17 protein-coding genes are annotated in these 16,182 nt (G+C 67.9%); 13 read left to right on the top strand and 4 right to left on the bottom strand.

What is annotated here, in order from left to right; genetic code table 11:
* The first annotated feature begins 89 nt into the window (after nucleotides 1-89).
* Genes recO through acpS form a run of 3 tightly spaced genes read left to right on the top strand, consistent with a single transcriptional unit; the run spans nucleotide 90 to nucleotide 1,939 of the window.
* Nucleotides 90-809 carry a DNA repair protein RecO gene (gene recO / locus THITHI_RS0100805; RefSeq protein ID WP_018231166.1) on the top strand — a complete coding sequence of 240 codons (720 nt, stop codon included), beginning with the start codon at nucleotides 90-92 and terminating at the stop codon, nucleotides 807-809.
* Nucleotides 799-1,545: a pyridoxine 5'-phosphate synthase gene (gene pdxJ / locus THITHI_RS0100800; protein WP_018231165.1), complete on the top strand. Its 747-nt coding sequence runs from the start codon at nucleotides 799-801 to the stop codon at nucleotides 1,543-1,545. The genes recO and pdxJ overlap by 11 nt, the downstream gene beginning before the upstream one ends.
* Before the next feature lie 10 nt (nucleotides 1,546-1,555).
* Complete coding sequence (acpS, locus tag THITHI_RS0100795; protein ID WP_051079959.1) at nucleotides 1,556-1,939, top strand: holo-ACP synthase; 384 nt, start codon at nucleotides 1,556-1,558, stop codon at nucleotides 1,937-1,939.
* 257 nt (nucleotides 1,940-2,196) lie between these two features.
* Here the strand turns inward: acpS and THITHI_RS0100790 are convergent, their stop codons facing one another.
* The gene (locus THITHI_RS0100790) at nucleotides 2,197-4,959 is read right to left on the bottom strand and encodes a response regulator (protein WP_018231163.1); all 2,763 of its coding nucleotides are present in this window, start codon (nucleotides 4,957-4,959) and stop codon (nucleotides 2,197-2,199) included.
* Nucleotides 4,960-5,234: 275 nt separating this feature from the next.
* Between THITHI_RS0100790 and cysM the strand changes: the two genes are divergently transcribed.
* From cysM to THITHI_RS0100755, 6 genes are all read left to right on the top strand, one after another.
* Nucleotides 5,235-6,125, top strand: coding sequence for a cysteine synthase CysM (gene cysM, locus THITHI_RS0100780; RefSeq protein ID WP_018231161.1), 891 nt, complete (start codon nucleotides 5,235-5,237; stop codon nucleotides 6,123-6,125).
* On the top strand, nucleotides 6,122-6,907 hold the full coding sequence (locus THITHI_RS0100775; protein WP_026185937.1) for a 3'-5' exonuclease: 786 nt from the start codon (nucleotides 6,122-6,124) through the stop codon (nucleotides 6,905-6,907). Before cysM ends, THITHI_RS0100775 begins: the two co-directional genes overlap by 4 nt.
* Complete coding sequence (rlmD, locus tag THITHI_RS0100770) at nucleotides 6,907-8,244, top strand: 23S rRNA (uracil(1939)-C(5))-methyltransferase RlmD (RefSeq protein ID WP_018231159.1); 1,338 nt, start codon at nucleotides 6,907-6,909, stop codon at nucleotides 8,242-8,244. Before THITHI_RS0100775 ends, rlmD begins: the two co-directional genes overlap by 1 nt.
* A 55-nt stretch (nucleotides 8,245-8,299) precedes the next feature.
* On the top strand, nucleotides 8,300-8,719 hold the full coding sequence (locus THITHI_RS0100765; protein WP_232199363.1) for a hypothetical protein: 420 nt from the start codon (nucleotides 8,300-8,302) through the stop codon (nucleotides 8,717-8,719).
* 248 nt (nucleotides 8,720-8,967) lie between these two features.
* On the top strand, nucleotides 8,968-9,780 hold the full coding sequence (locus THITHI_RS0100760; RefSeq protein WP_018231157.1) for a class I SAM-dependent methyltransferase: 813 nt from the start codon (nucleotides 8,968-8,970) through the stop codon (nucleotides 9,778-9,780).
* 74 nt (nucleotides 9,781-9,854) lie between these two features.
* On the top strand, nucleotides 9,855-10,283 hold the full coding sequence (locus THITHI_RS0100755; RefSeq protein WP_018231156.1) for a YciI family protein: 429 nt from the start codon (nucleotides 9,855-9,857) through the stop codon (nucleotides 10,281-10,283).
* A 62-nt stretch (nucleotides 10,284-10,345) separates the two neighbouring features.
* Here THITHI_RS0100755 and THITHI_RS0100750 read toward each other — a convergent pair whose 3' ends face one another.
* Together THITHI_RS0100750 and THITHI_RS0100745 are read right to left on the bottom strand one after the other, a co-directional pair.
* Nucleotides 10,346-10,762, bottom strand: coding sequence for a c-type cytochrome biogenesis protein CcmI/CycH (locus THITHI_RS0100750; RefSeq protein WP_083908625.1), 417 nt, complete (start codon nucleotides 10,760-10,762; stop codon nucleotides 10,346-10,348).
* A gap of 55 nt (nucleotides 10,763-10,817) precedes the next feature.
* Nucleotides 10,818-11,285, bottom strand: coding sequence for a rhodanese-like domain-containing protein (locus THITHI_RS0100745; protein WP_018231154.1), 468 nt, complete (start codon nucleotides 11,283-11,285; stop codon nucleotides 10,818-10,820).
* Between the two features lie 147 nt (nucleotides 11,286-11,432).
* On the opposite strand from THITHI_RS0100745, the gene THITHI_RS0100740 reads away from it, so the two are divergent.
* From THITHI_RS0100740 to THITHI_RS0100725, 4 genes are all read left to right on the top strand, one after another.
* Nucleotides 11,433-12,134 (top strand): hypothetical protein, encoded by a 702-nt coding sequence (locus tag THITHI_RS0100740; RefSeq protein ID WP_018231153.1) that lies wholly within the window; start codon nucleotides 11,433-11,435, stop codon nucleotides 12,132-12,134.
* A gap of 88 nt (nucleotides 12,135-12,222) precedes the next feature.
* Nucleotides 12,223-12,978: an FKBP-type peptidyl-prolyl cis-trans isomerase gene (locus THITHI_RS0100735; protein WP_018231152.1), complete on the top strand. Its 756-nt coding sequence runs from the start codon at nucleotides 12,223-12,225 to the stop codon at nucleotides 12,976-12,978.
* A 356-nt stretch (nucleotides 12,979-13,334) separates the two neighbouring features.
* Nucleotides 13,335-14,045 carry a hypothetical protein gene (locus THITHI_RS0100730; RefSeq protein WP_018231151.1) on the top strand — a complete coding sequence of 237 codons (711 nt, stop codon included), beginning with the start codon at nucleotides 13,335-13,337 and terminating at the stop codon, nucleotides 14,043-14,045.
* A gap of 121 nt (nucleotides 14,046-14,166) precedes the next feature.
* Entirely contained in the window at nucleotides 14,167-14,919 is a 753-nt protein-coding gene (locus tag THITHI_RS0100725; RefSeq protein ID WP_026185936.1) for a glycerophosphodiester phosphodiesterase family protein, read from the top strand.
* Between the two features lie 225 nt (nucleotides 14,920-15,144).
* Here THITHI_RS0100725 and THITHI_RS0100720 read toward each other — a convergent pair whose 3' ends face one another.
* Nucleotides 15,145-16,092 carry a PDC sensor domain-containing protein gene (locus THITHI_RS0100720; RefSeq protein ID WP_018231149.1) on the bottom strand — a complete coding sequence of 316 codons (948 nt, stop codon included), beginning with the start codon at nucleotides 16,090-16,092 and terminating at the stop codon, nucleotides 15,145-15,147.
* Nucleotides 16,093-16,182 lie beyond the last annotated feature (90 nt).

Raw genomic sequence — 16,182 nt, 5'->3', positions numbered from 1 at the left:
ATGTTTAAGGGGGACACCGTGCCGGGTCTTACACCGAAGATATCGACGCCTCGACTTTGAACTTTGAACCTTGAACTGCGAGTTCCAACGTGAGCAGGGTTTCTACCACCGGTTTCGTCCTGCACGCGCGTCCTTTCCGGGACAACAGCCGGGTGCTGGATCTGCTCACCGAGGCCGAGGGACGCACCGCCTGCCTGTACCGCGGTCGCGGTGCCGCCTGTCGTTCGTTCGTGCGCCACGAACTGGTGTGGCAGGGGCGCGGTGAACTGAAGACCCTCTCGCTCATGGAGGAACAGGCGGCCTTCGATCTGCCCGCACCGCGGCTGGCCTGCGGGTTCTACCTCAACGAGCTGGCCCTCAAGTTGCTGCCCCGGCAGATCCCGCTGGAGGGGCTGGTGGACGAGTATGCCGAGGCCCTGGCTCGGCTGGCCGACCCGCAGGCCGCGCTGGAGCCGCCGCTGCGACGTTACGAACTGCATCTCCTGCGCCACCTGGGCGAAGGGCTCGACAGCCTGGATACGGGCGCCCTGGACGCCGGGGGCGCGTATGTCTACGAGCCCCAGCGGGGCCTGCGTCCGGCGAGCGCCGCCGAGGTCTCCCGGGGGGACTTCGTGCATGGCGGCACCCTGCGGGAACTGCTGGAGGGCCGCCTGGCATCACGACAGGCGCGGCAGGAGGCCAAGCACATGTTGCGCGGCCTTTTGGATTACCATCTGCAGGGACGCCGAATCATCAGCCGGGCGCTGCTTCGCCCGCATTCGCCAGACCACTCGCGTCCACGAGGAGTTGCGCCGGACAATGACGCCTGATGCCGACACACACCTGCGCCTGGGTGTGAACATCGATCATATCGCCACCATCCGCCAGGCCCGGGGTACGCCTTACCCCGATCTGGAGGAGGCCGTACGCCTGGTGGAGGCGGCGGGTGCGGACATCATCACCCTGCACCTGCGCGAGGACCGCCGCCACATCCAGGACCGTGACGTGGAGGTGCTGCGGGAACGCATCCGCACGGGCATGAACCTGGAGATGGCTGCCACCCCGGAGATGCAGGGCATCGCCCTCAGGGTCCGGCCCGAGGCCTGCTGCATCGTGCCCGAACGCCGGGAGGAACTCACCACCGAGGGGGGTCTCCACGTGCTGGGCGGGGAGACGCGTCTCCGGGCCTTCTGCGCGCCGCTGGTGGAGGCGGGCATTGAGGTGTCGCTGTTCGTGGAGCCGGAACCGGCGCACCTGGACGCGGCCCGGCGCATTGGCGCGCCTGTGGTGGAACTCCATACCGGTGCCTACGCCAATGCCGCGCCGGGCGCCGCCCGGGACGCCGAGCTGGCGCGCATCCGGTCGGCCGCCGCCCACGGCCGTGAGCTGGGCCTGGTGATCAACGCCGGTCATGGTCTCGATTACTACAACGTGGGTCCCGTGGCCGCCATCCCGGTGCTGCACGAACTGAACATCGGTCACTCCATCGTGGCACGCGCCATCTTCTCCGGGATCACCGCCGCCGTGCGGGACATGCGCGCGGCCATGGATGCGGCCCGCGCGTGACGGACCGGCCATGACGGTGCTGGGCATCGGTACGGATCTGGTGAGCATCGCCCGGGTGGAGCGGCTGCTGACCCGTCACGGCGAGCGCTTCGCGCGCCGGATCCTGCACCCGGTGGAATGGCCCGGCTATCATGGCAACGCCGCGCCCGCGGCGTTCCTGGCGCGGCGTTTTGCCGCCAAGGAAGCGGTCAGCAAGGCCCTGGGCGTCGGGGTGGGGGCGCACATGCGCTTCGCGGACGTGGGCGTGGACCATGACGGCCGGGGGCGGCCCGTGCTGGTGTTTTCCGGCCGGGCCGAAGACACGGCCCGGCGCCTGGGCGTGACCGGGTCCCGAATCAGCCTGGCCGACGAACGGGCATACGCGCTGGCCTTCGTCATGCTCCTGGGTGATTGAGCGGTTCACCCGGTCTTCGTCTCCTCGCGAGATGGCCGTGCGTTGTTCGGCAGGGATCCAGGCTCCCGCCTGAAACGTGCATTCGGAACGCGTTGCCCTGGCACGCATATCTCACCACCGTTCGAAGCGAGTACGCCCCGCCACAGTGCGCAGATCGGCGGCCGCAGTAGAAGGGTGGTGAGCTATGCGGGCCCGCGGGCGCACCGGTGAGCGCCAGAGCAGCATTCCCGGGGATCGTGTACGGATCGCGTCGACCTTCAGTCGGTGCTCGACGCCATGTCCTCCAGGGATCGCAACAGGGCGTCACCCTGTTCCAGCAGCGCATCCAGTTCCCCGATCCATGCATCCTTCAGCGCCTCCAGGCGATCCGGCTGCCCGCCCTTGAGTGCCGCCTCCAGCGCATGACTGCGGGCGGCGAGGCGCACGGTGCCGCAGCAGCGGGCACCGCCATGGATGCGGTGTACCGTGTCCCCCAGGGTTTCCGCATCGGTCGTGCCCCGGCCCAATTGCGCGCGCACCCGTTCCACGTCCCGGATCAGCATCTGCAGCATGTCCCTGGCCAGCCGAGGGTTGCCGCCCGCCCGCTGCAGGGCGATCTCGTTGTCATGGACCGGCTGGTGCGCGTCGAACACGTCCCCCCCGGTGCGCCCAGGCGCCCGGGGGCGGTCATGCGGCGCGTCCTCCACGCAGGCGAGCAGATCATCCTCGGAGACCGGCTTGTAGAGCACGTTGTCGAAGCCATGCTGAAGCAGCGCGATATGCATCTCGGGGCGGAGATCGGCGGTGACGGCCACCACGCGTGCGGTGGCGTCCGCGGCGCGGATCTCCTCCAGCGCGGCCATGCCGTCCTTGCCCGGCATGTGCACATCCATGAACACCAGATCGGGCGGATTCGCCCGGTGGGCGCGCACGGCCGCGTCGCCGTCTCCGGCCTGTTCCACCTTGCCGCCGTGGCGCTGGATCAGTTCGGTGAGCAGGCGCCGGTTGACCGTATTGTCATCGGCCACCAGGAACCGGTAACCGTCAAGTCGGGCATGCCCCGGGTCCGCCGCCGCGGTCCGCCGCGTGTCCGCCCCGCCGGGCCGTGTCATGTCCCGAATCGCCCGGTCAAGGGCGGGCACCGACACGGTCAGCGGTATCAGGTGTGCCCCCTGCGCGGCCAGCGTGTCCATGGTCTCCCTGCCGAGGCCCGTGCGGCGTGCCAGCAGGGTGCGGGCACATGGGTCGGGGTGATCCCTGAACTGCGTCAGTGCGTGATCCGGCAGTTCGCCCACCCAGACGATACCGAGGTCGCGCGCATGGGTGCCCAGGTACCGGAGATACGTTTCCTGGTCCCGGCAGGCATGGGCAGACAGACGCATGACTTCCAGCGTCTCGAGCAGCGCCCGTTGAATCTCGGGGTCGTCGCTCCATACCGCCACCCTGTCCACGGAGCGGGGCGATAAGGGAACGGCCGGGGGTACGTCGGCGTCGTCGAGCGGCAGGAAGATGGTGAACAGACTGCCCGTGCCCGGGGTGCTGTCCACCGTGATCCGGCCACCCAGCAGGCCCACGATGCCGCGGGTGATGCTCAGGCCGAGCCCGGCACCGCCGCCTGGCCTTTCGGTGTGCGCCTGACCGGCCTGGAAGAACGGCTCGAAGATGTGGAACAGGTCGTCCCGGTTGATGCCCGGCCCGAAATCGCGCACGCCGATCTCCAGCTGCCGGCGCCCGTCGGCACTGCGCACCCCGGTGTGGATGTTTACGCGTCCGTCGCGGGTGAACTTCAGTGCATTGCTCAGGACGTTGGTGATGACCTGCTTGAAGCGCAGGTTGTCGGAACTGATGCGCTCGGGCGTCTGCGGATCCATCAGCAGGGTGACGTCCGCCCGGCGTCCATGGGCGGAACGGCGGCAGATGCCGATGACCTCCGCAAGACACTGGCCCAGGTCGAACTGCGCCTTGTGGATGCTCATGCGCCCGGATTCCAGCCGCGACACGTCCAGGAGTTCGTTGACCAGCTTGAGCGTGTCCCGGCTGGATGCATTGATGATCCCTAGCCACCCCTGCTGGCGTTCGTCCAGGTTGCCCTGCTGCGCGAGCAGTTCGGTGTAACCCTGGATGGCGCTCAGGGGCGTGCGCAGTTCGTGGCTGATGTTGGCGAGCAGACGGGATTTCTTGACGTTGGCTTCCTCGGCCTGCGTGCGCGCAACGGTCAGGGCGCGGTTCTTCTCGTCGATGAGCTTGAGCTGATCCTGCAGGTCCCGGGTGGAGGCCTGGACGCGGGCGGTCATGCGGGCATGGGCCTGGCGAAGGTTCTCCACCATGCGGTTGATGCCGTTGGCCAGTACCTCCAGTTCCCCGCCTCCGCGCACGGGGAGGCGCGCGTCCAGTTCCCCCCTGCCGATGCGATGCACCGTGTCCGCCATCTCCTCCAGCGTCCGCGACAGCGGGCGCTCCAGGCGGCTGGCGATCACCGCGGTGATCGCCAGCAGGCCGAGGATGATCGCGATGCTGCGCAGTATCCACTCCGTCTGCTTGATCGCGGTGGGGATCGTGGACAGGGATATACGGACCTGTCCGATGACCTGCCGGGGTTCGCCGGCCCCGGTGTCGACGGGACCGCCGTTGTGTCCGATGTCACCCGGGCCGCCCGACAGGACGGGTGCCTCGAATGCCCGCGTGCCGTGCCCGAACAGCCGTTCCGACAGCACATGCAGCCGCCGGGACGGCGGGGGTTCCTGCACGTGCGTGTAGATCGGGTTGCCGTGCCGATCGAAGACGCGGATCGCCACCAGGTCCGGTTGGGAGCGCATGTGTGCGGCGACGGAACGGACCAGCGCGTCATTGCCCGAGGTGACACCGTGGGCCACCACCGGCGCCAGAAAGCCCGCGATGGTGTTGCCACGGGTGACCAGCCGGCTTTCCAGTTCCTGGACCTTGAGCATGGACCAGTAGGCGGTGAGCACGATACCCACCACCACCGCGGGCAGCAGTGCCAGGATGAACAGCCGGTGCTTGATGCGCCAGGACCGGCTCATGGCGCCCGCCGCAGCCGCATGCGCCCGTCAGGCACCGCACAACAGGTCCGCTGGAACCGCGTACCCGCCCGTACCGGCGGCGCGCGCGCCGTGAGCGGCATCGCCGCGCGGTCCCGGGTCTCCGGGCCGCCGGTGGACGGGGTCCCTGTGCGATCGATGGTCAGCATGATGCCCACCATGTTATCGCCGTTGGAGATGCCCGGGGGCGTTCAGGACGTATCCCCCGGTCTTGTTTATAATGTCCGCCCACGTTCCTGCACGGTCCCTGCGAGTACATGACCTATCCCACCCTGGAATCCTGTGTCGGCAATACCCCCCTCGTGCGCCTGCAACGCCTGCCGGGGGAGACATCCAACACCATACTGGTGAAACTCGAAGGCAACAATCCCGCCGGATCGGTGAAGGACCGCCCGGCGCTGGGCATGATCCGCAAGGCCGAGGAGCGCGGCGACATCCGCCCCGGCGACACCCTGGTGGAGGCCACCAGCGGCAACACAGGCATCGCGCTGGCCATGGTGGCGGCCATGAAGGGCTATCGCATGGTGCTCATCATGCCGGAGAACATGAGTGCCGAGCGCCGCGCCTCCATGAAGGCGTTCGGTGCGGAGATCATCCTGGTGAGCCGCGAACAGGGCATGGAGGGTGCCCGTGATCTGGCCAAACAGATGGAGGCGGAAGGCAGGGGGCGGGTGCTCGACCAGTTCTCCAACCCGGACAACCCGCTGTCCCACTACGAGGGCACAGGCCCCGAGATCTGGCGGGACACCCGCGGCGGCATCACTCATTTCGTCAGCGCCATGGGGACCACCGGCACCATCATGGGCACTTCGCGCTATCTCAAGGAACAGGACCCGTCCGTCGAGGTCGTCGGCGTGACGCCTGCCGAGGGCGCGAGCATCCCGGGCATCCGGCGCTGGCCCGAGGCCTACCTGCCGGGCATCTTCGAGGATTTCCGCGTGGACCGCACCCTGGAGGTGACCCAGCCGGAGGCCGAGGACACCATGCGGCTCCTGGCCGCGCGGGAGGGGATCTTCTGCGGCGTGTCCTCCGGGGGGGCCGTGGCCGCCGCCCTGCGCCTTTCGCGGGAGCTGGAAAACGCGGTGATCGTGTCCATCATCTGCGACCGGGGCGACCGCTACATCTCCACCGGGGTGTTTCCCGCATGACGCCGGTGATGGTATTCGACATCGAAACCGTGCCGGACGTGGAAGGCGGGCGCCGGATTCACGGGTTTCAGGGGCTCTCAGACGAGGACACCGCCCGGGCGCTCACCCAGCTGCGGGTGCAGAAGACGGGCAGCGAGTTTCTCGCCCTGCATCTGCACCGCATCGTGGCGATTTCCGTGGTGCTGGCCACCCGGGACCGGCTGGCCGTGTGGTCCCTGGGCGAGGAGGACGCACCCGAGAAGGAACTGCTCGCCCGATTCTTCGAAGGGGTGGAGCGCTACACCCCGACGCTGGTCACCTGGAACGGCGGCGGGTTCGATCTGCCGGTGATCCATTACCGCGCCCTGCTGCACGGCATCAGCGCGCCGCGCTACTGGGACACGGGCGATGACGACCGGGAGTTCCGGTACAACAACTATCTCTCCCGCTACCACTGGCGCCACCTGGACCTGATGGATGTACTGGCGGGGTTCCAGATGCGCGCCAATGCGCCCCTGGACGAGGTGGCGAGCCTGCTCGGCTTCCCCGGCAAGATGGGCATGAGCGGCGCGAAGGTCTGGGATGCGTACCTCGCCGGGGACATCCGCGGCATCCGCAACTACTGCGAGACCGACGTGCTCAACACCTACCTGGTGTACCTGCGCTTCGAGCACCTGCGGGGCCGGCTCACGGAGCAGGCCCTGGAGGAGGAACTGGCGCGCGTGCGCCGGATGCTGGCCGAATCCCCCGAGGCACACCTGGGCGCCTTCCTGGAGGCATGGCAGGCGGGGCACAAGGGCTGATGGGCCGCAGGGCACGTCCGGCGCCGGTGCCCGCCGCGCCGGTGGAGGTCATGATCGAATCCCTCACCCACGAGGGGCGCGGGGTGGCCCGGGTCTCAGGCAAGACGGTGTTCGTGGACGGCGCACTGCCCGGCGAACGGGTCAGGGCCCGTTACGTGGCCTGTCACCGGCGTTACGACGAGGCGGCGCCGGTGGAGATCATCGAGGCCGCGCCGGAGCGGGTGGAACCCCGGTGCCCCCATTTCAGCGTCTGCGGCGGCTGCAGCCTGCAGCACATGGGCGCCGATGCCCAGATCCAGGCCAAGCAGCGGGCGGTGCTGGAGGTCCTTGAACGCGTGGGTCGGGTGCGGCCGGAACGCATCGTGGCGCCCATCCGGGGTGAACCCTGGGGCTACCGGCGCAAGGCCCGGCTCAGTGCCAGGCATGTACCGAAGAAGGGCGGCGTGCTGGTGGGATTCCGGGAGCGCTACAGCCATTTCCTGGCGGACATCGGGGGTTGCGAGGTGCTGCACCCGTCCGTGGGTCGGCGCATCCGTGCATTGCGGGATCTGATCACCGCCATGGCTGCCCGGGACCGGATTCCCCAGGTGGAGGTGGCCGTGGACGACGCCGACCGCACGGCGCTGGTGTTTCGCCATCTCAAGCCCCTGAGCGATGCCGACCGGGAACGCCTGACGGCCTTCGCCCGGGACGAGGGCGTGCAGGTCTGGCTGCAACCCAAGGGCCCTGACACGGTGCACCGCCTGTGGCCGGCCGAGCCCGGGCCGCTGGTCTACGCCCATCCGGATTTCGACGTGCGGGTGCCTTTCGGTCCGCTGGATTTCATCCAGGTGAACCGCGACATCAACCGCGCGATGGTGGCCCGGGCCATCGACCTGCTGGAGACCGGGCCCGGTGACCGGGTGCTGGACCTGTTCTGCGGCCTGGGCAACTTCAGCCTGCCCCTCGCCCGGCGGGCCGGTCACGTGACCGGCGTGGAGGGGGAGGCGGCCATGGTGGCCCGGGCCCGGGAGAACGCCGGCCTCAACGGCATCGACAACGTGGATTTCCACGCCGCTGACCTGGCGTCGAGCATGCACGACAGCCCCTGGGCGCAGGCGCGCTACGACGCCGTGCTGCTGGACCCCCCCAGGGCGGGGGCGGCAGGCGTGCTGGATCTGCCCGGGCGGGTCGGGGCGGACCGCGTGGTGTACGTGTCCTGCAATCCCGCCACCCTGGCACGGGACGCGGACATCCTGGTCAACACCCACGGCTACCGCCTGGAGGCCGCCGGGGTCATGGACATGTTCCCGCACACCAGCCACGTGGAATCCATGGCCCTGTTCGTGCGCGGATGACTCCGTGGCCCCCGGCCGCCGCCCCTGCCACAATGCCCCCATGACGGAGAACAACATGTCCCGGGAAATCGTCCTTCAATGGCTCGACGCGGTTGAACGCACCGCCCGGGCCCTGGATTACGAGGCCCACATGGACCTCGTCTCGAAGCGCGTGCAGGTGCACGGCATCTCCGGCTTCGACGTCATCGGCTACGAGGACTGGGCCCGCCAGTGCGAGCACGAGTTCAAGGAAGGCCTGCTCAAGTCAGTGAGGTACCAGGGCCTTCGCATGACGGTCAGCACCGACACGCGCATCATGTTCCAGACCCGGGAGCGGGTGGAGGCCGCCGACGGCACTATCGTGAGCCACGGGCTGGAGGTGCTGCTGGAACAGGAGGCCGACGGCAAATGGCGCGTGGTGCGGGAGCGCATCATGCCCGATGACGAGGCCGTCTACAGCGGGCTTCCCGATCCGGCAGCGGACGGGGCGGGGTAGCCCTTCTCCGGATACCAACGCGTCGATCGCGAGGATCCTTGCGGGATTCGAATGATCGATATGTCCAGGGTGAGTTCGTCATAAACCGGATGGAATGAGGACGGGTTCGGCGGCAGTTCTCGCATTCCGGCATGTCATACCCACGGAGGCGGGTCTTCCCCGCCGCACGCAAGCACGGGACGGCGGGCATGCCGATCGCCATCAGCAGGTCAGCAGTTCCCGCCTCGGAAGCGAAGGAGGAAACTCCCATGAGCGAAGCAGGCAACACCGTCGATCTGGATGCCGTTACGGCGAAGCAGAAGGAGACCTGGGCCACGGGTGACTTTCATCAGATTGCCCGCCAGAACGTCTGCATGGCCGAAGCGCTGTGTGAGGCCGTGGATCCCCATGGCGGACAGCGGGTGCTGGATATCGCGTGCGGCAGCGGGACCGCGGCACTGGTGGCGGCACGAAGGTATTGCGAGGTCACCGGCATCGATTACGTCCCCGAGCTGATCGATCGTGCCCGAAGGCGGGCGGAGGCAGACGATCTGGATGCGGTGTTCCAGGTGGGGGATGCGCAGTCCCTGCCGTTTGCCGACGGAAGTTTCGACGTGGTGCTCTCGGTGTATGGCATGCAGTTCGCCCCGGACCAGGAGAAGGCGGCCCGCGAGATGCTGCGTGTCTGCAGGCCCGGCGGCCGCATCGGACTGGCGACGCCGGTCCCCGAGGGCTGGAGCGGTGATTTCTTTGCGACCAATGCCAGGTACGTGCCGCCTCCGCCCGGCGTGAAGCCGCCGCTTCGCTGGGGGACCGATGCCGGGCTGGCGGAGTTGCTGGGTGATGGCACGCGCTCGATCGAGAGCGAGAAGCGCACGGCACTGCAGTATTACCGGTCGGTGGATCATGCCGTGGATCTGTTCCTGACGTACTTCGGTCCGGCGATCCGCGCAGTCGGCAAGGGCGGAAGGGAACGACTGCAGGAGGACCTCGGGGCGGTGTTCCACCGCTACAACCGCGCCACCGACGGTACCGCGGTGATCGAGAATACCTATCTCCTGACCGTGGCGACGCGGGCATAGCGGGCGGTTACCTGTCGAATCGGTGCCCGGCCGTTCGACAGGTTGGTAATGGCACAATCCGCGAAGAGACGAGCATGCGATTCATGATCATTGTGAAGGCGAGCAGGGATTCCGAGGCCGGCAGGCTGCCGAGCCGGGAACTGCTGGAGGCGATGGGAAGGTACAACGAGGAACTGGCCCGGGCCGGCATTCTCCTGGCCGGTGAAGGGCTGCAGCCAAGCAGCAAGGGCGCACGCGTGCGCTTTGCCGGCGACCGGCGCACGGTCATCGACGGCCCGTTCAGCGAGACCAAAGAACTGATCGCGGGTTACTGGCTTTGGCAGGTCAGGTCCAAGGAGGAGGCCATCGAGTGGGTGAAGCGCTGCCCCAACCCCATGCCCGGCTCGGAGGCCGAGATCGAGATCCGCCAGGTGTTCGAACCGGAGGACTTTGGCGAGGCATTGACGCCGGAACTGCGCGCGCAGGAGGAGCGCCTGCGCACCGGGACCCCCGGGAAGCGCTGATCCGCCCGTGCCCGGGGCGTGCGGGCTTCGACTGCCGGGCGTCCTGCCGCCCGGCCGTGCCGTCAGGGCAGCACGCGGTCGATGACGATCTCCAGATTGCCCGTGCCGGTGGTCACCGGCCCGCTCTGACCCTCCAGATCCCCCGAGGCCGGCATCGCCCGGCCGGAGCGCGATACACGGGCCACCACCACCACCCGATCCACCGAGGAAAGGGTCATGTCCGTCATGGCGTGGCTGTCGTCCAGCCGGAAGCGGTAGGGGAGATCCTGCACCTGCAGGCGCTGAATCGCCAGCGGCATGGGCGGGCCGTCGGGGCGGCGCGCGAACAGGAAAACGGTTTCCCCGGGCGTCGCCTGGCCGGCGAGCTGCGGGTCCAGGCTGACTACGCCGCCCACGCCACCCTCGACGCTGTCGGCACCGTTGCCCCCGCAGGCCGCGAGCAGGACGGTAAGGAGGATCAAGGCTGGCAGTCTCGGCATGGCACAGGCTCCGCTGTTGTGGGAAATGCGGCCAAGTGTAACCCATCGGTGCGGGTCAGGAATCGGGGCCCATCTGGTCCGGCCGCACCTTGACCCGCAGGTACTCGTCGGCCTCGTCGGGGTCCACCGGTTCGCCTCGGGCGTCCTCAAGGGGGCCGTCGTCGTCGTTCCAGCCGCGCACGCCCAGCTTGAGGGACTGCACACGGGTGAATCCCAGCTCCTGCAGGGTCCGTGCCGCCAGGGCACTGCGCCGGCCGGAGCGGCAGATCACCACGACCTCCTCGTCCCGGGCCCCCGCCAGGCGCGGTTCGGTCTCGTCAAAGCCCCATTCGGCCGCCGCCTCCAGGATGCCCCGGGGCACGTGCAGGCTGTCCGGGATGTGCATGGCGGCGTATTCTTCCGGTTCGCGGATGTCCAGGAGCACCGGCCGGTCCGGGCCCTGAAGGCGCTCGCGCAGGTCCCAGGGCATGACCTCAGGCACCCGGGTCAGCGCTTCGTCCACCAGCGACTGGTAGTTCTTCATTGCATGCCTCGATTGTTCAGGACGGGCGCCCATTATAGGGGAGTAAAGACCCTGTATCCGAAGGGGCTGGTTGCCAACCGGGCCCCGCTTCGGTAAAAAGCCAGACGCCCACGCCCGGACAGTCCCCCACGCCACGGAGCCCCACGCATGGAACACGACCCCGAAACCCGCCCCGGCAATCCCTTCACCGGCGTCCTCTCCACGGATCAGGCCGCCATGGAGCAGCAGCTGGCGGATCTGCAGGTGCGCCTGGCGGCGATGCCCGATGACGCCCCCCTGCCGGAGCGTGCCCACGTGCTGCTGGACATGGGCGAGGCCCTGCTGGGCCTCGAGCGCCTCGAAGAGGCCTGGGAGACGGTCCGGCCCCTGGTCGAGCCCCTGGTGGAGGCCGGCGCGTGGCAGGAGGCGGTGGAGGCCTGCGATATCCTCTATCGCAGTGAACAGGACGATTCCATCGTGGCCCTGGGTCACGGGGTCTGGCTGGGAGTGACGTTCCCCATCCAGGCACACACCACCGTGGGCATGCTCAATCACGTGGTGGACGAGACGCCCGAGGATTCCGACGGTGCCGCTGTGGCGGCCATGGTGGCTCATTACATCGCCGGGCTGCGCACCGAGGGGCGCGAACGGGACAACCTGACCTTTCTGACCAACCAGGTGATCGCCAAGGTGGCGCGCCGTCATCGGGGCATCGAGGACCAGGAAACCCTCGAGACCTGGATCGAGATGTACGAGCTCAACAACATCGAGCGGCTGTTTCCGCGACTGGGCCTGATCGTCAACGCCATCGTCGGGGAGAAATGGTGGTTCGACCGCGATGCCGTGCGGGCGCGCATCCCGGAGGAGTGACCCCCCGCCCGGTCCCGGCTGACGGGCTGTGTTAAGCTGAGCCGATTCCTGCGGTAGATCCATACAAATTCGGGAGTTTTCTGTGCATATGAGATTCTGGATTCCCGCCCTGATGTTCGTGTTCATGGCGGCCGCCGGCGCGGCGGAAGTGCAGGTCACCGACCTGACCGAAGGCGAGGGCGACAAGGCCGTGCGCAACACCACCATTCAGGTCCACTACACCGGCTGGCTGGAGGATGGCACGCAGTTCGACTCCAGTCATGACCGCGATACCCCGTTTACCCTGGTGCTCGGCATGGGCCAGGTGATCCCCGGCTGGGAGATGGGCATTGAGGGCATGCGTGTGGGCGGCAAGCGCGAGATGATCATTCCGCCGGACCTGGCCTACGGGCCGGCGGGCGCGGGCGGCGTGATTCCGCCCAACGCCACGCTGCGTTTCGAGGTGGAACTGCTGGCCGTGGAGCCGCCGCCCTTTACCGAGGTGGACAACACCCGATTCGCGGAACTGGTGAAGGAGGGCGTCACCGTGATCGACGTGCGCCGCGCGGACGAGTGGAGCGAGACCGGCGTGGTGGAAGGCAGCTATCTGCTGACCGCGTTCGATGAGCGCGGCAACTTCGTGCAGACCTTCCCCGCGGAGTTGGATCAACTGGTCAAGCCCGACCAGCCGGTGGCGATCATCTGCCGGGTGGGCAACCGCACGGGTTTGCTGGCCCGGGCCATGGTGGAACAGGCCGGCTACCAGCAGGTCTACAACGTCACCGACGGCATCATGGGCTGGACCGCCGAGGGGCGTCCGGTGACCAGGGACTGCCCGGCCAACGAGTCCGGCACCCAGTGCTGACAGGGCGTTCCGGGGGCCGCAGGACCCCGGCAACCTGATCATCCGAGACAATCCGGGGCCGTCATGTGCGGCCCCGGTTTTTTTGGTGCTTCGACGTTTCGAATGGAAAGCCTTTGTCGGTGGCGCCCGTTCGCCCGGGGAGCGGGGTTTGGCCTGGGGATCAGGATCGCCCGGAGGACCGGGCTCCTACGGGGGGCATCGCCCTGATGTTCATGGATCCTCGGTGATGATCGAACCCACCGGGAACGTCGAGGAGCCGTCTTCTTTGTCCCCGCTCAGCCTGTGTTCAGGTAACCTCCGGCAGGCTGACCGCCATGAAGCGCCGCGTGATGCCGGCGCATGCATGGAGGTGGGGCATGTGGTCACGGTGGAAGATTGTGCTGGCCTGTGTGCTGCTGCTGCCGTTGCTGTCCGCCTGCGTGGAGGACACGAAGGTGCGCGGCTGCCACGGGGTGCTCGGACTGGACGGGACCTGGTTCGGCGCCATGGAAGACGATGCGGGGTCATTGTTCACGCTGGAATGGCGGATCTGTGACGATCACATCGTCCGGCATCGACTGTCCGGGAGCGACTTCGGCATCACCGGGTACCTGCTTAAGGAAGCCCACGGCGTGTATCGCGCACGGTTCAGCGACGGTTCCCGGGCAAGGTTGTTCACCGATCCGGGGCGCCGGCACGGGATCATGGTGAGCGAGTTCTTCGATTTCGCGGTGCTGGAGCGTCATGCCCCCGGTCTGCCGCGCTACCGTTTCCGCGATATCGACGGGAGCTGGTTCGGGCGGCAGATGCGCCGGCACGGCGGCCGGCTTGCACTGACGGCATCCGAGGCGACCTGCGGGTCGGGACTGTGCAGCACCCTGAACGCCGACGGCTTCGGCATGCTCATGGACCTGCCCCTCCTTGAAAGGGATTTCGGCCTGTGGTGGGGCGATTACACGGCGTCATCCGGCAGCGGAATCGCCGGCGCCATGCTGAGCCCGGACCGCGAGTTCATGGGCACTTACAGTTGCCCCGCGGGTTACTCGGATCCCTGGCAGTGCCGGTTCGGGGTCTACCGGCGGGACTGAGGGGCCCTCGGGGGCATGGCCCCTGCGGCCGTCCGGGGCTATATTGCCCGTGAACCCACGGCCCCCGGCCCGGGTCATGTCCATGCCGGACGGTCTCCGGCGCGAGGACGCCCTTCTCCCTATGGCACCGGTCATCCCTGAACTCATCGCCCATCGAGGCCATCGGGCCTGCTACCCGGAGAATTCCCTGCCCGGCATCGAGGCGGCAATCGCCGCCGGCGCGCGGTACGTGGAGGTGGACGTGCAGCTGTCCGCGGACCGGGTGCCCGTTCTGTTCCACGACGCGGATCTCAAGCGCGTCTGCGGCGTGCCGGGCGCCGTCCACGAACAGGACCTGGCCTCGTTGTTGAGGCTGAGCGCCTCCGAGCCTGACCGCCTGGGCGAGCGCTTCGCGGACAACCGGCTCGCGAGTCTGGAACAGATGGCGGCGTGCCTTCAGGACCACCCCGGCGTCGGGGTGTTCGTGGAGATCAAGCGCGTGGCGGTGGCCCATTTCGGGGTGCGCACGGTGCTGGATGCCGTCAGTCCGGTACTGGAGCCGGTGGCCGATCGGTGCGTGCTGATCTCGTTCTCCGTGCCCCTGCTGGCCGAGGCCGGTTCGCGTCTGTCCAATGGAAGCCGCCCCGGCTGGTCGGCGCTGGGCGGCGTCATCGACCGCTGGGATGAGCGTGACCGGATGGCCGGCCTGGGGCTCGGCTATTTGTTCTGCGATGTCCGTGGTCTGCCCGCATCGGGCCCGATCGCCTTCGAGTCGGTCCGGATGGCGGTCTACGAGGTGGCCGACCCCGAGGTTGCCCGGGCGCTCGCGGCGCGCGGCGTGCGCTTCATCGAAACCTTCGACCTGCCCGGCCTGCGGGCCCGGCTGACCGGGTGAGTTCGTTGTTCCCCACGAAGCAGACGAAGAAAGACCCTTGTTTCTCCGAACAGTAGATTGGGGTGAGCGGAGCAAACCCCAACGGGGTTCGAGCGGCCTCGTCATTGTTGGGGTTCGCTGTGCTCACCCCAACCTGCAATCCTGTTGGTTTTTTCTCTGTGCCCTCTGTGGCAGTCATTGTTGGGGTTCGCTTGCTCACCCCGGTCCACGCCATTCGCACGCTGATCAGCCCGTGCTGCCGAGCCAGAAGTCGATGGAGCGATCCAGGAAATCGGCCCAGGTCATGTAATGGGAGCCGTCGCAGGAGAAGGTCAGGCTGATCATGCCGTTGAACAGGTTGATGGACGCGGAGCGCAGGTAGACGGTTTCGTCCGCGAAGCGCAGGGCCCGGAAGTTGTCCAGCACGTCGCGTACGGCGTGGGACGGAATCTGGGCGTTTTCCGGATAGTCCCGGTGGGGGAAGGCCAGGCAGGTGTCGGGGTCGCTCAGGGCCTCGTGGGTCAGGATGCGGTAGCGGTAGGGGTCATCCAGGGTCCATACCGTGGCCCGGCTGCTGGAGAAATGCAGGACCGCCTGAAACACGCCCCGCTCCGTGAACAGCTCCTCCAGGATGGACAGCACCGACTCCATCTCCCGGTCCATGACGCTCTCGGCGCGGCTTTGCTGAAACACCGCCCCGCGGATGGACGGATCGCCCTTGATCTGGCGCCATTCCGTGGTCTCCTCGTAGAGGCTGGCGATGTCGGGCAGGTTGCGCAGGTCGAAATCCGCACCGAGAAAGCCCAGTGCGTTGCCCTCCGCGTCGCGGATCAGCTGCAGTGCGGTGATCGACGGGCGCCGGGCATACAGGCTGATATAGGCGTCGGACAGCAGGAATCCGTCCGCCGGGACCACCTCCTTCATGTACGGCCGCTGGGAACGGTCGCGACCGAAATACTCGGGCAGCAGGCCGGTTCGGGCGATGTTGTCGGAGAGCTGCACCCCGGCGGTGTTCACCGCGTAGAGAAACGTGCATTCGGGGATCTCCCGAATGGCGGGCTCGAGCACGGCGTCCAGCGCCTCCCGGTCGGGCCAGGCGGCCGGCAGTCGTTGGGCGATGCGTTGCAGGGGGTCGTGCAGCAGGCCTTCCAGGCGCCGGTGATGCTGCTCGATGGCGCGCTTGAGATTGTCCATGGGCGTCCGTTCAGTGGATTCGGGTTCCAACCCTTGCGGGTCAGGCCGGATCATACTGTTCCGCGCGCCTCAGGACCACCCGCGCCGCGC

Origin of the sequence: Thioalkalivibrio thiocyanodenitrificans ARhD 1, from assembly GCF_000378965.1 — a bacterium.
Lineage (GTDB): Bacteria > Pseudomonadota > Gammaproteobacteria > Ectothiorhodospirales > Ectothiorhodospiraceae > Thioalkalivibrio_A > Thioalkalivibrio_A thiocyanodenitrificans.
Note: the sequence above shows the minus strand (reverse complement) of the source record. Positions and strands in the feature narration are given on the sequence as shown.

Excerpts from the sequence above, each read along its gene's own strand:
- pdxJ (WP_018231165.1), top strand. The coding sequence starts at position 799 with ATGACGCCTGATGCCGACACACACCTGCGCCTGGGTGTGAACATCGAT.
- acpS (WP_051079959.1), top strand. The coding sequence starts at position 1,556 with ATGACGGTGCTGGGCATCGGTACGGATCTGGTGAGCATCGCCCGGGTG.
- THITHI_RS0100790 (WP_018231163.1), bottom strand. The coding sequence starts at position 4,959 with ATGAGCCGGTCCTGGCGCATCAAGCACCGGCTGTTCATCCTGGCACTG.
- cysM (WP_018231161.1), top strand. The coding sequence starts at position 5,235 with ATGACCTATCCCACCCTGGAATCCTGTGTCGGCAATACCCCCCTCGTG.
- THITHI_RS0100775 (WP_026185937.1), top strand. The coding sequence starts at position 6,122 with ATGACGCCGGTGATGGTATTCGACATCGAAACCGTGCCGGACGTGGAA.
- rlmD (WP_018231159.1), top strand. The coding sequence starts at position 6,907 with ATGGGCCGCAGGGCACGTCCGGCGCCGGTGCCCGCCGCGCCGGTGGAG.
- THITHI_RS0100765 (WP_232199363.1), top strand. The coding sequence starts at position 8,300 with ATGTCCCGGGAAATCGTCCTTCAATGGCTCGACGCGGTTGAACGCACC.
- THITHI_RS0100760 (WP_018231157.1), top strand. The coding sequence starts at position 8,968 with ATGAGCGAAGCAGGCAACACCGTCGATCTGGATGCCGTTACGGCGAAG.
- THITHI_RS0100755 (WP_018231156.1), top strand. The coding sequence starts at position 9,855 with ATGCGATTCATGATCATTGTGAAGGCGAGCAGGGATTCCGAGGCCGGC.
- THITHI_RS0100750 (WP_083908625.1), bottom strand. The coding sequence starts at position 10,762 with ATGCCGAGACTGCCAGCCTTGATCCTCCTTACCGTCCTGCTCGCGGCC.
- THITHI_RS0100745 (WP_018231154.1), bottom strand. The coding sequence starts at position 11,285 with ATGAAGAACTACCAGTCGCTGGTGGACGAAGCGCTGACCCGGGTGCCT.
- THITHI_RS0100740 (WP_018231153.1), top strand. The coding sequence starts at position 11,433 with ATGGAACACGACCCCGAAACCCGCCCCGGCAATCCCTTCACCGGCGTC.
- THITHI_RS0100735 (WP_018231152.1), top strand. The coding sequence starts at position 12,223 with ATGAGATTCTGGATTCCCGCCCTGATGTTCGTGTTCATGGCGGCCGCC.
- THITHI_RS0100730 (WP_018231151.1), top strand. The coding sequence starts at position 13,335 with ATGTGGTCACGGTGGAAGATTGTGCTGGCCTGTGTGCTGCTGCTGCCG.
- THITHI_RS0100725 (WP_026185936.1), top strand. The coding sequence starts at position 14,167 with ATGGCACCGGTCATCCCTGAACTCATCGCCCATCGAGGCCATCGGGCC.
- THITHI_RS0100720 (WP_018231149.1), bottom strand. The coding sequence starts at position 16,092 with ATGGACAATCTCAAGCGCGCCATCGAGCAGCATCACCGGCGCCTGGAA.